Source organism: Pseudarthrobacter sp. PS3-L1 (assembly GCF_030063285.1).
Taxonomy (GTDB): domain Bacteria; phylum Actinomycetota; class Actinomycetes; order Actinomycetales; family Micrococcaceae; genus Arthrobacter.
Genome location: NZ_JASISU010000001.1, coordinates 147532 through 161621 on the forward strand (window position 1 = coordinate 147532; position 14090 = coordinate 161621).

Below are 14090 nucleotides of genomic sequence, written 5' to 3' on the forward strand. Positions count from 1 at the left end.
ATTAGAGCGTACCTGCTGGGAGATCGTCGGCGCTGCGGCTGCGCTGCTCCACGGCCGCCTGGACATGCTCCACAAGCCCCGGGACGGCGTCGTGAATCTGGTCCCACACCACATCAAAATCCGCGTGTCCGCCATACCAGGGATCCTCGATTCCCTGGTCCAGGGTATTCTCCGCGGCGACTTTCGGGTCAAAACTGCGGAGCATCCGAACCCGGCTGGCAGCTTCACTGCTGGGCGCAGACTCCTGTAGCCAGCCAAAGTGGTCAACGTCCAGGGCAAGAATCAGGTCCCGTTCCCCGAACCAGTCCGGGCGCCAGGCGCGTGCCACATGCTCATCGGACGTCAGTCCCTGGCTCGCGAGCTTCCGCGCTGCCCGTGGGTCAATGGGCCGGCCCGCCTCATAGTCCGTGGTTCCAGCCGAGTCGACCTCGACGGCGTCACCTAGGCCGGCGGCTGCGAAGGCTTCCGCGAGCATGTACTCAGCCATGGGGGAGCGGCAGATGTTTCCGGTGCACACTGCGATGATGCGGAAGGGATCCTGGCCTGAGCGCCTCGACGTTGACTGCATTGAGTAAGCATGGATGATGTTGGTGGTTCTTGGCCAGCCCGGGAGCCGCGGGGTCAGGAGCTCAGTGGATCAGGGCCAAGATTATTCCCACGGCGATGAACAGGACGCCAAACACACGGTTCAGGACGCGCTGGCCGCGTTCGTCATGGGTGAACCGCTGAAAGGACCTGGCGGCTGCTGCAAAGAAGAACCACATGACCAGGACATCCAGGATCACGACGGTGAGGGTGAGGACAATGTACTGCTGCACAAGTGGCTGGTCCAGGCGAATGAACTGGGGCATGAAAGCCAGGAAGAAGATGATCGCCTTCGGATTGAGCAGGTTCACCCACAGGCCGCGGCGGAACATGGAGCCGGCTGGTTCATTTCTGCGAGACTCCACCTTTTCCTCATCCAGGTCCGGCTTGCTGAGGAACTGCCGGATGCCGAGGTAGACCAGGTACGCAGCGCCTGCATAACGGATGATGTTGAAGGCCAAGGGGGAACTGGATACCAGCACCCCCACGCCCAGGGCCACGATCAGGACGTGGATGATCAGAGCTGCCTGTTGGCCAAGGATGCCCCACATGGAACGGCGGAAGCCGGAGTTTAACGAGTTGGCCATCGTGTTGATGGCACCCGCACCCGGGGTAAAAGAAATGAGGAGACCGGCGCCCACCAGGGCTGCCCACAGCGACAATTGCACTACCCAAGACTAGAGGGTGGGGCAGCAGCCGTGTGCGGGGGCTCAGGCGCGGGCAACCACCTCGCCATTGGGGATCAGAAACCAGCCGTCATCGGTGGACCCCCACCGGTGCCAGCCTGCGGCGATCCGTGCCAGATCCGTGCTGGTGGCCAAACCGTAGTCCAGTGCCTGCTCGGCGAAGGCGGAATGGACTACGCGCTCAGCCCACACGCGGGCCTGCCAACGGCGCTGCTGGTTGGTGGCGTAGAGCCAGTTGCTGCTCGTAGGTGCCACATCGGAGAACCCCGCTGCCTGTGTCCAGGACACCAGCCGCCGTCCAGCATCTGGCTCCGCAGCGTTTCGCCGGGCAACCTGCTGGTAGAGCGCCATCCATTCGTCGAGCTCCGGGACCTCCGGATACCAGCTCATGGCGTGAAAGTCAGCCTCTCGCACGGCAACAATCCCGCCGGGACGGGCCACGCGACGCATCTCGCGGAGGGCGGCCACCGGGTCAGTGAGGTGCTGGAGCACCTGGTGGGCATGGACGACGTCGAACGTGCCGTCCGCAATATCGAGAGAGTAGAGGTCTCCCGTCGTGAAGGTGACGTTGTTGATGCCCCTCTCGCTGGCGAGGGCTCTGGCCTGGGCAATGACTTCGGGCGACCTGTCCAGCCCCACCACGGCAGCGGGTGCCACCAGCGCGGCAAAATCCAAAGTGATGCTCCCGGGCCCGCATCCGACGTCGAGCACGGACGTTCCAGGTGTGAGGTGTGGAATGACGAATGCCGCGGAATTCGCTGCGGTCCGGGCCGCGTGGGCGCGGACCACCGACTCATGGTGTCCGTGTGTGTACACGTCGGGGCTGGCTGCCGGTTGTGGTGCCTCAGGTGGCGAAGCTGGCTGATCCGGATTCATGGACAAACGCTATCCCACCCGAAGCGGCAGTTGGAGCTACCTATTCGGGCGGGGCCGAGGTTTCCCGGGCCTGGATGGTCGCCGCGACCATGTCGGTCATGAAGCGGGTAACGGTCTCCATCTCCGCCGGGCTGAACTTCGCCATGGCTTGGCCCATGTGGAGGGAAAGTGGCATGAACATGGCGCCACCGTCGCGGAAGGCTTTTGGGGTCATTTTCAGCTGGACCTGGCGCCGGTCCGTCCCCAAGCGCTCGCGTTCGACGTGCCCGGAGTTATGCAGCCTGTCTACCAGGGCTGTGGTGGCTGGTGAGCTCAGGTGCAACTCATTGCGCAGCACGCCAGGTGTCACCACGTTCCCAGCCGCGGTGTGACGCATAATCACGGCGAGGGCGGACATGTCCGTTCGGTGCATATCGTTTTTGGCGCCTGCCGCGTCGACGTAGCGGTTGGCCTCAAGCGTAAATTCCTGCAGGAGGAGTGCCAGGTCATGGGCAGGACCAGAGACGGGTCGCCGGGAAGCATTCTCGGTCACGTGGGCCCCTTCCTCTAGGTCGCATTCACTCACAGTTGCCGGGAAAAACACGGATAAACAAACCCTGAGGGATACTACTCCACCTCGCTGGGCGCCGCCTGCTGCGTGCTGGCGGCAACGGTAATCCACTTAATCATGATGTGACCTCATTATATCTCGCTCATGGAGATAATCTATGATGGAATAGCTTTTAGCGATTCACGCACCACAGCAGAACCTCAAGAGCACAATCCCCAGCACGCCCGGCCCATGCCCGTATCCCAGAAGGACCCATGAAACCTCTACAGCATGACAAGGTGCCGTTCTGGCTCCGATGGCTGATCCCCGTCCTGCTCGTTCTGACCTGGCTGGCACTGGCCGGAATTGGCGGACCAACGTTCGGCCGCCTGAGCGAGGTCTCCTCCAACGACCAGTCAACCTTCCTGCCCGCCAGTGCAGAGGCTACTGCGGCCCAGGAGTGGCAGACCAAGTTCCGGGACTCCAATGAGATTCCCGCTGTGATTGTCATCGAAAACGATTCCGCCTTTACCCAGGCGCAGCTGGGCCAGGCTGCCACGCTCAAAGCCGACCTCGACGAGCTGAAGGTCGGAAGCACAGTGGTTGGCCCCATTCCTTCCGAGGATGGAAACGCTGTCCAGTTCATCGTGCCCATTGGTCCTGATGGCGAGGTTGCGGACGTAGTAGACCAGCTCCGAGAACTGGTTGCAGCAGATGCGCCAGACGGAATGCGGACCTACGTGACGGGTCCGGCGGGGCTCACTGCCGACCTTTCCGGTGCGTTCGCGGGCATTGACGGCATTCTGCTGCTGGTGGCGTTGGGCGCCGTTTTTGTCATCCTTTTGGTGGTCTACAGATCCCTCCTGTTGCCCATAACCGTCCTCTTCACCTCCGTGTTCGCCCTCTGTGCCTCGATCCTGCTTGTCTTTGGCATGGCCAAGGCGGGGTGGATCCAGCTCAACGGCCAGAGCCAGGGCATTCTTTCCATCCTGGTGATCGGCGCCGCCACTGACTACGCGCTCCTGTTCGTGGCCCGTTTCCGCGAGGCACTCACGCATACCACCAACCGCACCAGGGCGGTGTTGACAGCATGGCGAAATTCGTTCGAGCCAATCCTGGCCTCCGGCGCAACAGTGATCATTGCCCTGCTGTGCCTGCTGTTCTCTGACCTGAACTCCAATAAGGCGCTCGGTCCGGTAGCGGCGGCAGGTATCCTCTGCGCGCTCTTTGCTGCCTTGACGTTCCTGCCTGCCACAATGGCACTTCTTGGCCGCGCAGCCTTTTGGCCGTTCCGCCCCAAGGTCCTCCCCGCTGACCAGCGCGAACCAGAACTGGTCACCGGGTTGGAAGGACAGAAAGGTATCTGGCGCGCCACGGGCAGCTTGGTCTCCCGCCGTCCTCGAGTCATCTGGATTGCATCGGTCCTCCTGCTGCTGGTGGCTTCCGCTGGCATCCTGCAGCTCAAGGCCAATGGCGTTCCGCAGACAGATGTGATCCTCAGTGCTTCCAACGCCGTTGATGGCCAGGAGGCACTGGCGCGCCACTTCGACGCCGGCAGCGGCAGCCCCGCCGTCGTCGTTACTGATCAGTCAGCGGCGGATGAGGTGCTGGCCAAGGTCAAGGCAACCGACGGGGTTGGGGACGCCTACCTGCTTGGTCCCAACAACGTGCCCATTACCGGAGCCCCGGGAACCCCCGCGGACCCTGACGTTCGTGAGGGCCGCGTCCTGATCAACGCAACACTGAACTATGCCGCCGACTCGCTTGAGGCGGAGGACGTCGTGAAAACACTGCGGACAGATGTCAAGGTCATTGACGCCAATGCGCTTGTGGGTGGCGTCACGGCCACGGCCCTGGACACCAATACCACTGCCCAGCGGGACCTGGTGGTGATCATTCCGATTGTGCTGGTAGTCATCCTCCTCATCCTGATGCTCCTGCTGCGGTCCGTCGTGGCCCCGGTCCTGCTGATCCTCTCCACTGTGCTTTCCTACGCTGCTGCGTTGGGGGTTTCCGCGATTGTGTTCAACAACGTTTTTGGTTTCTCGGGTGCCGATGCCACGGTTCCGCTGTTTGGTTTTGTTTTCCTGGTGGCGCTGGGCGTGGACTACAACATCTTCCTGATGAGCCGGGTGCGGGAAGAATCCGTGAAGCACGGCACCCGGCCAGGTATCCTGCGCGGACTGGCGGTCACGGGTGGGGTGATTACCTCAGCAGGAGTTGTGCTGGCGGCAACCTTTGCTGCCCTGGGCGTCATCCCCATCATGTTCCTGGTCCAGCTCGCCTTCATCGTGGCGTTTGGCGTGCTTCTAGACACCATCTTGGTCCGCTCGCTCCTGGTTCCGGCCCTGACCTATGACATTGGCCCCACAATATGGTGGCCCAACAGGATGGCACGCCATGACGGACCTGTCACGGCTGGAGGATCCGGGCCAAAACATGCCGCTACGCCCCACGAGCAGGCCGACGCATCGCGATGATTCCGGAGCCTTACACGGCCTGATCTGGCGTGTTGACAGGCGTTCCAGCGTGCGAGGTCTCTACCTGGGGCCCAAAAAAGTCGCCTGCCACAATGCTGAGAGTCGGTGTTGCCCATGCGGCGCTTTTGCCGCCTGACGCGTGGACGTAGACTGCAAGCGCATGCACCGCCAGGGTGCGTTGTCTACGAGGAAGTGACGTGCAATGAGCAAAGACACCGAGCAGGGTCCAGTAGCGGAGGGCGACGGCCAGTTCACCGAAGGGAACTACGGCAGTGCCGGCACGGTGGGCGCGGACACAACGGCGGTGGAGGGCGAGTACGATGACGGCGACTACGGCACCGCTGGCACGGTTCGCAAAACCGGTACTACCGCCGAGGGCGGCAAGTCAGGCGCCCACGGTGAAAATGAGGGTGAATACGACGATGGCAACTACGGCGCTGCAGGCACTGTTGCCCAAGAAAACACGAAGGAACCCCACGGTGACTACGAGGACGGCGACTACGGTTCAGCCGGCGTCGTTGGTGAAAAGCCTACTGACGACTGACGTGGGCTGATGCTCGCTGGTTTACCCTGACCGTCGGGAGGTTGCTGTGCTTGTTGGCAGCACCTCCCGACGGTCATCGTTACCTGGAGCTGCGGGCCCGCATGACGGCGGCGTAGGCCGCGAACACGGTGACGATTCCACCGTAGAGATATGTGGTGGTGGTCAGCGAGAGGACTGGGGCCAGGAGTCCTGCAAGGACCGCCGGGATGCCAAACGCAATGTAGGCGACGATGAAGAGCGAGGCGAAGGTACCGGCGCGTTCATGGTCGTGGACCAGGGGGCTGACAGACCGGATGACGCCCATGAACGCTGTTCCGAATCCTGCGCCAGCGACGACCACTGCCGCGAGGAACGCCGGGAATGATGTGAAGGCAAGCGCCAGCAGGCTCAGTGCGGTGCCTAGGGCTAGTGCGCTGGTTCCGAAGATGGTGATGGTGCGGGCATCGCGGTGATGCAGGATGGCTGCGGCGATTGACCCTGTGCCTGCCAGAACGGTGATGACGATGCCTTGCCACACATGCTCCTGAATCCCGAAGGTGCTGTGCACAATTGAGGCACCCAGTGAGAGATAGAGTCCGCCTGTGGCCCAGCCCGCAAAAACGGCTGGCATGCCGGTGAAAAATGCGCCCCGGGCTGCTGGCGGCATGGTCAGGTGAGGTCGCAACGATGCAGCCGCACCGGGGATGCGGGTGGACGTTTCCGGTGCCAGCCAGATCAAGGCAGCCATGGCCAGGTAGATGGCCGTGAGGGAGACAAAGACCAGGGTCCGCGGTTCACTGAGCAGATCCAGCAAGAGGCCTGAGGTGAGTGCGCCTACGGCCAGGCCACCCAGGGGAGCGACGGTGTTCCACACGGCACTGGATCCGGGCTTGTCCTCGGGCTCCAGGTCTGCGATCGCTGCTGACAGTGATGTCAGCAGGACGCCGCTGGCAATTCCCTGCAGAATCCTCGCCAGCAGGAGCGTGGTGAGGGAGTCCGCGAGTAGAAACGCCGTGACGCTTGCCGCCAACAGGATGAATGCGGCGCTGATTACGGGGCGGCGGCCCAGGTGGTCTGAGACGGAACCGAAGACCAGAAGTGCCCCCAGGAGGGCGACGGCATAGACGGCGAACACCCCGGTGGTGGCTACCGGCAATAGGTGCAACTGCTCCTGGAGGGTCGGATAGAACGGTGACGGCGCGCTGGCGCCGGCCATCATGGCGGTGGTGGCCGTAACAACCAGGGTAAAGCCGGTACGCCTGCGTGCCTCGCTGGGGCTGGACAGGGTGGGTTCCAAGAGCGTGCCGCCTTAGGGGTGGGGTATTGGTTCGAAAGAACTCGAAGTGTCAGCGTACTGGCTTCCTGCCCATGGTTCAACTAAAGTCGAACCATGGCTACGATGGCGAACCTGCCGCACCCGGAACGCGCGGACCTGAATCTCACCAGTGTGCTCTTTGCACTGAGCGATCCCGAGCGCCTGGAAATTGTCCGCCAGCTGCGTTCCGGGCCCATGGATATGGCGGAATGCTCACTGAGCGTGCCTGATATGCCGAAGTCCACCAAGTCGCATCTGATGAAGGTCCTCCGCGAGGCTGGCGTGATCCGGAATGAAGCCAATGGGCGGGGCCGGCGGCTGATCCTGCGCTCCGATGATCTTGAGGAACGCTTCCCAGGGCTATTGCTGGCTGTTGTAGGGGCGTCGGTTGGGGACTGACGCGGTCATCGCCTGGGCTTGAACCCCATGGTTCACCTGGTGCGAGCGGTGGCATGTTGTGGTGGTCCACGGGCGAGCGAATCACCCGCAATGAAAGCCGCGACGCGGGCATCTAGTCTGTCGGCGAGTCCATCCGTCGCGGCGGTCAGTGGAACCTTGGCTGCGGACCCCCTTGGCTGGTCACAATCCAGCCATAAATGGTCGTACCATATGTGGTGTAATCCGTGAGAAAGGACCCTCGCATGGCGTGCGAAGGCTGCAGGACATCTTCACCGCTCGACTTTGATTTCAGCATGGCTTTCCAGCCGATCTATGATGCGGTTGCCGACCGTGTGTGGGGATATGAGGCCTTGGTCAGAGGCTTGGCTGGTGAGGGCGCTTTCGACGTCCTGTCCAAGGTCTCCGCCAAGCAGAAGTACCGTTTCGACCAGGACTGTCGCGTCAAGGCAATCGAGTTGGCAGCCCGACTTTTCCCGGCGGACGAAGAGTTGATGCTGTCCATCAACTTCATGCCCAATGCGGTTTACGAGCCAGCTGCGTGTCTTCGGGCAACACTTCTGGCGGCGGGACGATGCAACTTTCCGACGTCGGCGATCATGTTCGAGTTCACGGAGAACGAAGAGGTGCTGGATACCGCCCACCTCGAGAACATCATCACTGAGTACCGCAAGCACGGATTCACCACAGCGATTGATGACTTCGGCGCTGGGCACGCAGGGTTGGGCCTCCTTGCGGACTTCCAGCCGGACCTGATAAAGATTGACATGAAACTGGTTCGCGGAATTGACTCAAGCCCGGCCCGACAGGCTGTTGTGCGGGGCATCGTCGGGATTGCCGCGGAACTGGATATTACGGTCCTCGCGGAGGGTATTGAGACCCAGGAAGAATTCCTGATACTGCGTGAATCGGGAATCCGCCTCTTCCAGGGGTACTGGTTTGCGAGGCCAGCCTTTGAGGAGCTCCCCGCTGTACGGTCCGTACCGGTTCCCGTAACCGCAGGCGTCTCCTGGTAGATGAACGGGTGGTCAGCCCCGGGTATTTCGTCCTTGTGACTGCGGTGAGGGTGCCTTGGGCCGCGCACGCACGTGCATCCGCTCGCCCTGTTGGCCAAAAAGGCTGATGAACTCGACCGTGTTGCCGTCCGCGCTCGCAAGCCAATGGGGCGTATGGGTGTCGAATTCCGCAGCCTCGCCAGGGCGGAGTTCGAAGTCCTTGTCGCCAAGGACAAGCCGCAGCCGTCCATTGAGGACGTAGACCCATTCATACCCCTCATGGACCTGGAGGCTTGGCTCGGTCCCGCGTGCCTCGCCAGCCAGGACCATTTTGTAGGCCTGGAGTCCGCCTGGGCGGCGCGTCAGTGGTACAGCTGTCATCCCACCGTGGGAGATCGGTTGCAGGTGAATGCGCGGATCCCCTGTGAGGGGTGCTCCCACCAAATCATCCAACGGAACGCCGTACAGACGCGCAAGCGGGAGCAGCAGTTCCAGGTTCGGTTTTCGTTGGCCTGATTCAAGGCGGGAGAGCGTGCTGATCGACACTCCAGAGGCTGCGGCCACTTCCCCGAGCGTGAGGTTTTTTTCGGTGCGGAGGGCGCGGAGGCGGTGGCCTACGGCGCCAAGTATGCCGTCCAGTTCGCTAGTCATGGGTCCAGTTTGCCATAGTGGCAAAAAACTTTGCCAAAAATCAGGATTGTGTTTGAGGCTGGTGTTACCGCCATGAGTTCATCGGCGGCCGGCTCCCTGGTGAAAGCGAAAGACAAAAATGGATATCACTCGATTCGACGTCATCATTGTGGGCGGCGGTCCTGCGGGGCTCAGCGCAGCCACGACGCTCAGCAGGGCACTGCGATCCGTGCTCGTTATCGATTCGGGCAGCCCCCGGAATGGGCCTGCGGCAGGTATTCACGGATACCTCTCAAGGGACGGTATGAGCCCGGCCGAGTTCCTGTCGATCGGGCGCGCTGAAGTACTCTCCTATGGGGCGGCGATCATTGACGGGGCGGCTGTCTCGGCCCGACGCACGCCTGACGGGTTTGCTGTGACGCTTGGCGATGCCCGCCAATTTTCAGCGAGGCGACTACTCATCACCACGGGGTTGACGGATGTGTTGCCGGCAATCAAGGGGTTGCGGGAGCAGTGGGGTAAGGGTGTTGTTCACTGCCCATACTGCCATGGCTGGGAAATCAGGGGCCAGCGAATTGGCGTCCTCGGCACTGGTCCACTCTCGGTTCACCAGGCGCTGATGTTCCGGCAGTGGTCTCCGGATATCACCCTCTTCCTCAACGACTCGGTGGACCCTGCCGACGAGGAATGGGAAAAGTTGGCCGCCCGGAATATTCGGGTCGTGGATGGCGCGGTGACCTCGATTGATGCTCCCGACGGCGTCCTTGCTGGTGTCACTGTGGGTCAGCGGATGGCGTTTGGGGTCGAGGCCCTGGCTGTCGGATCGCGGATGGAGGCCAGGGCTGGATTCCTGGAATCCCTGGGCCTGGATGCGCAGGAGCACCCCCTGGGAGTTGGCGACGCTATTGACGCTGATGCAACGGGAATGACCGCGGTGCGGGGCGTCTATGCGGCGGGGAACGTCTCCAACCTCATGGCCCAGGTTGTCACGTCGGCAGCAGAAGGAGTCACGGCTGGGACCAGGATCAACGCAGACCTCATCGAGGAGGAAACCCGCTGGGCCGTTGAGGGGCATTTTGGCGTCTTTTCGGCCGCCTCGGAGGCCGCCGTTGCAAGGGTGGTCCTGGGTGGCCGGGGCCATGGCTTGGAGTCTGCGCCATTGGCCAGTGGCTCGTCCCCAACAGTTCTCCCACAGCGGAACACGGGTTTCTGAACGTCAAGAATCGCGGAATTCCGGCATTCAGGCCCCTTTCGCCGTCGTACTTTACCCACTGGAAATCCGAAGTTGAGCGTAGTCCGCTCAACTTCGGATTGACATCTCGGGGCGCCTGAGTAAAGTTGAGTGCAAGACGCTCAACAGTCGGGCGCCAGCAAGTTTCCAAGGAAAGAAGGAAGCAACACATGTCACGTGCAGTAGGTATTGACCTCGGAACAACCAACTCCGTCGTCTCCGTTCTCGAAGGTGGCGAGCCCACCGTAATTGCCAACGCCGAGGGTGGTCGCACCACGCCGTCCGTCGTTGCGTTCTCCAAGACCGGTGAAGTCCTGGTTGGCGAAATTGCCAAGCGCCAGGCCGTCAACAACATCGATCGCACCTTCTCCTCCGTCAAGCGCCACATGGGCACTGACTGGACCACCGAGATTGATGGCAAGAAGTACACCGCGCAGGAAATTTCTGCTCGTACGCTGATGAAGCTGAAGAACGACGCCGAGTCCTACCTGGGTGAAAAAGTCACCGACGCAGTCATCACCGTGCCTGCCTACTTCAACGACGCCGAGCGTCAGGCCACAAAGGAAGCCGGCGAAATCGCTGGCCTCAAGGTCCTTCGTATTGTCAACGAGCCCACCGCGGCAGCACTCGCCTACGGCTTGGACAAGGGCAAGGAAGATGAGCTCATCCTTGTCTTCGACCTCGGCGGCGGAACGTTCGATGTTTCCCTCCTCGAAGTTGGCAAGGATGAAGACGACTTCTCCACCATCCAGGTCCGCGCTACGTCCGGTGACAACCGACTCGGCGGCGATGACTGGGACCAGCGCATTGTGGATTACCTGCTGAACCAGCTCAAGGTGAAGGGAATCGATCTCTCCAAGGACAAGATCGCCCTGCAGCGCCTCCGCGAAACCGCTGAGCAGGCCAAGAAGGAACTCTCCTCGGCCACCAGCACCAACGTTTCCCTGCAGTACCTCTCGGTCACCGCTGACGGCCCGGTCCACCTGGACGAGCAGCTCACCCGCGCCAAGTTCCAGGACCTCACCAAGGATCTCCTGGAGCGCACCAAGAAGCCGTTCAACGATGTCATCAAGCAGGCCGGCATCAAGCTCTCCGAGATCGACCACATCGTCATGGTCGGCGGTTCCACCCGTATGCCAGCCGTGACCGAACTGGTCAAGGAACTGGCCGGCGGCAAGGAGCCCAACAAGGGCGTCAACCCGGATGAGGTCGTCGCCGTAGGCGCAGCCCTCCAGGCAGGCGTGTTGAAGGGCGAGCGCAAGGACGTTCTCCTGATCGACGTCACCCCGCTGTCCCTCGGTATTGAAACCAAGGGTGGTGTGATGACGCACCTGATCGAGCGCAACACGGCGATCCCCACCAAGCGCAGCGAGACCTTCACCACCGCGGATGACAACCAGCCCTCCGTGGCTATCCAGGTCTTCCAGGGCGAACGTGAATTCACCCGCGACAACAAGCCGCTGGGCACGTTTGAACTGACAGGTATTGCTCCTGCTCCGCGCGGCATTCCGCAGGTCGAGGTCACCTTCGACATCGATGCCAACGGCATTGTCCACGTGTCCGCGAAGGACAAGGGCACGGGCAAGGAGCAGTCCATGACCATCACGGGCGGTTCCAGCCTCTCCAAGGAAGACATTGACCGCATGGTCAAGGACGCCGAAGAGCACGCATCAGAGGATAAGGCTCGCCGCGAGGCCACCGACACCCGCAACACCGCCGAACAGCTCGCCTACTCCGTGGACAAGCTGATCGCTGACAACGCCGACAAGCTGCCCGAAGAGGTCAAGACAGAGGTCCAGGCCGATGTCGACGAGCTCAAGAAGGCACTTGAGGGCACCGACGATGCAGCTGTGAAGACTGCCTTCGAGAAGCTGCAGGCTTCCCAGGGCAAGCTGGGCGAGGCAATCTACGCCCAGGGTGCAGCTGCCGACGGCGCTCCCACTGAAGGTGCAGAAGGCGCCGAGGGTGCTTCAGGCGAGAAAGCAGCCGACGAGGACATCGTCGACGCTGAAATCATCGACGAAGACGAAACGAAGAAGTAACCATGCCACATCACGGTAACGAGGAAGAGCACAACTCTTCGGAGAACCAGGCAGAAGGCGCCGAGGGCACTCAGGAACATACTCCTGCGGACTCCGACAGGGACGCACTGGCGCAGGCTGAGGAAATCCTCAACGGCGTCGAGGTCCCGGCGGAAGACTCAGTGGCCCAGGGTGCCGGCACCGCAGAAGCAGCAGAACTCAAGAATGATCTGCTGCGACTGCAGGCCGAGTACGTCAACTACCGCAAGCGTGTGGAGCGGGACCGTGCCGTGGCAGGGGAGATGGCCGTCGTTGGCGTCCTGAACTCCCTGCTCCCGGTACTGGACGACGTTGACGCGGCACGCAAGCACGGCGACCTGACTGACGGCCCCTTCGCCGCCATCGCCGCCAAGCTTGAGAACGCGTTGAAGACGTACAACCTGGTCCGCATCGATGAGACGGGTGTGGCTTTTGACCCCACCATCCACGAGGCGCTGATCCAGCAGCCAGGTGACGACGTCGAACTCGACACCGTCAGCCAGGTGCTCCGCACCGGGTACAAGACAGGCGACCGCGTGCTTAGGGCTGCACAGGTGATAGTGGCCGTTCCGGCCTAGGCGCACCGTCCGGTGTTACGCCGGCAACCCCGCGCCGTCCGGTTGAGGGGCTCCGTACTTACGCTGGGTGACCCAGGATCTACGATTCTGGGTCACCCAGCGTAGGTAGGCCCGAGGCCCTTGTGGGGTCCTTCAACCGCCCGCCGCCAGGCGGCCCTCACCTCAGGTGAACCTAGGGCCGTGGAACTTTAGTTTTGAGAAAGGAAACGCCAATGGCCAGCCAGGATTGGGTGGACAAGGATTTTTACGCGATCCTTGGTGTCGCCAAGGACGCTTCCGACGCCGACATCAAGAAGGCCTACCGGAAACTTGCGCGCCAGCACCACCCGGACACCAACTCCGGGAATGCCGCATCTGAAAAGAAGTTCAAGGATATTTCCGAGGCCTATTCTGTGTTGTCCGACGCCGATGAGCGTCAGCAATACGACGCCATCAGGGCCATGGGCGGCGGAGCCCGCTTTGCGCAGGGAGGTGCCGGGCCCACTGGACCCGGTGGTGGTTTCGAGGATATGTTCGGTGGCCTTTTCAACGGTGGCAGTGGCCGCAGCCCCGGTGGATATAACCCCAATGCCGGTGGCGGACTGCCACCCGAATTCGCTGACCTCTTTGGTGGTGGTGGATTTGGCGGCCAGACCGGATTCCAGCGCAAGCCCCAAAAGGGTGCGGACCGGACCGCGACCACATCGATTTCGTTCGCCGGCTCCATCCGTGGAACGTCCATTGGCCTGCGCGAACCCAACGGCGAGGTCATTGATGTCAGGGTGCCCGCGGGTATCAAAGATGGCCAGAAAGTCCGTGTCCGGGGGAAGGGTCAGCCCGGTGCGGCCGGCAGCGGTGACCTGATGGTTGCCGTGTCTGTGAAGCCCCACGACTTTTATACCCGCGACGGCGATAACCTGCGGATCCATGTGCCCGTCACCTTCCCTGAAGCCGTGTTGGGTGCTGACATTGAGGTCCCCACATTCGACGGCGAGCCAGTTAAGGTCCGTATTCCTGCAGGGACGAAGACCGGACGCACACTTCGGGTGAAAGGCCACGGTGTCAAGACATCCAAGGCCACCGGAGATTTGCTGGTGACTATCGACATCGCTGTGCCGAGCAACCTAAGCAAGGCCGCCGAAGAGGCGGTCAAGGCATTTGCTGAAGCCACAGCCGGGGCTAGTGTTCGCGACGGCCTGGCGGCCAAAGCCCGGCTATAGCGGGGGG

The 14090-nt window shown here is 61.9% G+C and carries 14 protein-coding genes; 8 read left to right on the plus strand and 6 right to left on the minus strand.

Annotation, left to right across the window (positions count from 1 at the left end; all coding sequences use genetic code 11):
- Position 1: 1 nt before the first annotated feature.
- The 4 genes from QMG79_RS00715 to QMG79_RS00730 form a co-directional block, all read right to left on the minus strand.
- A complete protein-coding gene (locus tag QMG79_RS00715; RefSeq protein ID WP_283536653.1) occupies positions 2 to 568 on the minus strand; it encodes a low molecular weight protein-tyrosine-phosphatase in 567 nt (188 codons plus the stop codon).
- Between the two features lie 61 nt (positions 569 to 629).
- On the minus strand, positions 630 to 1253 hold the full coding sequence (locus QMG79_RS00720) for a LysE family transporter (RefSeq protein WP_283536654.1): 624 nt from the start codon (positions 1251 to 1253) through the stop codon (positions 630 to 632).
- 42 nt (positions 1254 to 1295) lie between these two features.
- Complete coding sequence (locus tag QMG79_RS00725; RefSeq protein WP_283536655.1) at positions 1296 to 2147, minus strand: class I SAM-dependent methyltransferase; 852 nt, start codon at positions 2145 to 2147, stop codon at positions 1296 to 1298.
- A gap of 40 nt (positions 2148 to 2187) precedes the next feature.
- Positions 2188 to 2679 (minus strand): MarR family winged helix-turn-helix transcriptional regulator, encoded by a 492-nt coding sequence (locus QMG79_RS00730; RefSeq protein ID WP_283536656.1) that lies wholly within the window; start codon positions 2677 to 2679, stop codon positions 2188 to 2190.
- Positions 2680 to 2951: 272 nt separating this feature from the next.
- Between QMG79_RS00730 and QMG79_RS00735 the strand changes: the two genes are divergently transcribed.
- Both QMG79_RS00735 and QMG79_RS00740 read left to right on the plus strand, forming a co-directional pair.
- Positions 2952 to 5156: an MMPL family transporter gene (locus tag QMG79_RS00735; RefSeq protein WP_283536657.1), complete on the plus strand. Its 2205-nt coding sequence runs from the start codon at positions 2952 to 2954 to the stop codon at positions 5154 to 5156.
- A 202-nt stretch (positions 5157 to 5358) separates the two neighbouring features.
- Positions 5359 to 5700, plus strand: a complete 342-nt coding sequence (locus QMG79_RS00740) for a hypothetical protein (RefSeq protein ID WP_283536658.1) — start codon at positions 5359 to 5361, stop codon at positions 5698 to 5700.
- A gap of 79 nt (positions 5701 to 5779) precedes the next feature.
- Here QMG79_RS00740 and QMG79_RS00745 read toward each other — a convergent pair whose 3' ends face one another.
- Complete coding sequence (locus QMG79_RS00745) at positions 5780 to 6976, minus strand: MFS transporter (protein WP_283536659.1); 1197 nt, start codon at positions 6974 to 6976, stop codon at positions 5780 to 5782.
- A 93-nt stretch (positions 6977 to 7069) separates the two neighbouring features.
- On the opposite strand from QMG79_RS00745, the gene QMG79_RS00750 reads away from it, so the two are divergent.
- Positions 7070 to 7393: an ArsR/SmtB family transcription factor gene (locus QMG79_RS00750; protein WP_283536660.1), complete on the plus strand. Its 324-nt coding sequence runs from the start codon at positions 7070 to 7072 to the stop codon at positions 7391 to 7393.
- 293 nt (positions 7394 to 7686) lie between these two features.
- Positions 7687 to 8406 carry an EAL domain-containing protein gene (locus QMG79_RS00755; RefSeq protein ID WP_283536661.1) on the plus strand — a complete coding sequence of 240 codons (720 nt, stop codon included), beginning with the start codon at positions 7687 to 7689 and terminating at the stop codon, positions 8404 to 8406.
- A 12-nt stretch (positions 8407 to 8418) separates the two neighbouring features.
- On the opposite strand, the gene QMG79_RS00760 is transcribed toward QMG79_RS00755, so the two are convergent.
- On the minus strand, positions 8419 to 9036 hold the full coding sequence (locus QMG79_RS00760; protein ID WP_283536662.1) for a helix-turn-helix domain-containing protein: 618 nt from the start codon (positions 9034 to 9036) through the stop codon (positions 8419 to 8421).
- Between the two features lie 118 nt (positions 9037 to 9154).
- Here QMG79_RS00760 and QMG79_RS00765 point away from each other — a divergent pair, with 118 nt between their 5' ends.
- The 4 genes from QMG79_RS00765 to QMG79_RS00780 all read left to right on the plus strand — a co-directional run bounded on the left by QMG79_RS00765 (position 9155) and on the right by QMG79_RS00780 (position 14083).
- On the plus strand, positions 9155 to 10228 hold the full coding sequence (locus tag QMG79_RS00765) for an NAD(P)/FAD-dependent oxidoreductase (protein WP_283536663.1): 1074 nt from the start codon (positions 9155 to 9157) through the stop codon (positions 10226 to 10228).
- A 188-nt stretch (positions 10229 to 10416) separates the two neighbouring features.
- Complete coding sequence (gene dnaK, locus QMG79_RS00770; RefSeq protein WP_283536664.1) at positions 10417 to 12288, plus strand: molecular chaperone DnaK; 1872 nt, start codon at positions 10417 to 10419, stop codon at positions 12286 to 12288.
- A 2-nt stretch (positions 12289 to 12290) separates the two neighbouring features.
- Positions 12291 to 12884 (plus strand): nucleotide exchange factor GrpE, encoded by a 594-nt coding sequence (locus QMG79_RS00775; protein ID WP_283536665.1) that lies wholly within the window; start codon positions 12291 to 12293, stop codon positions 12882 to 12884.
- A 212-nt stretch (positions 12885 to 13096) separates the two neighbouring features.
- Positions 13097 to 14083, plus strand: a complete 987-nt coding sequence (locus tag QMG79_RS00780; RefSeq protein WP_283536666.1) for a DnaJ C-terminal domain-containing protein — start codon at positions 13097 to 13099, stop codon at positions 14081 to 14083.
- The last annotated feature ends 7 nt before the right edge of the window (positions 14084 to 14090 follow it).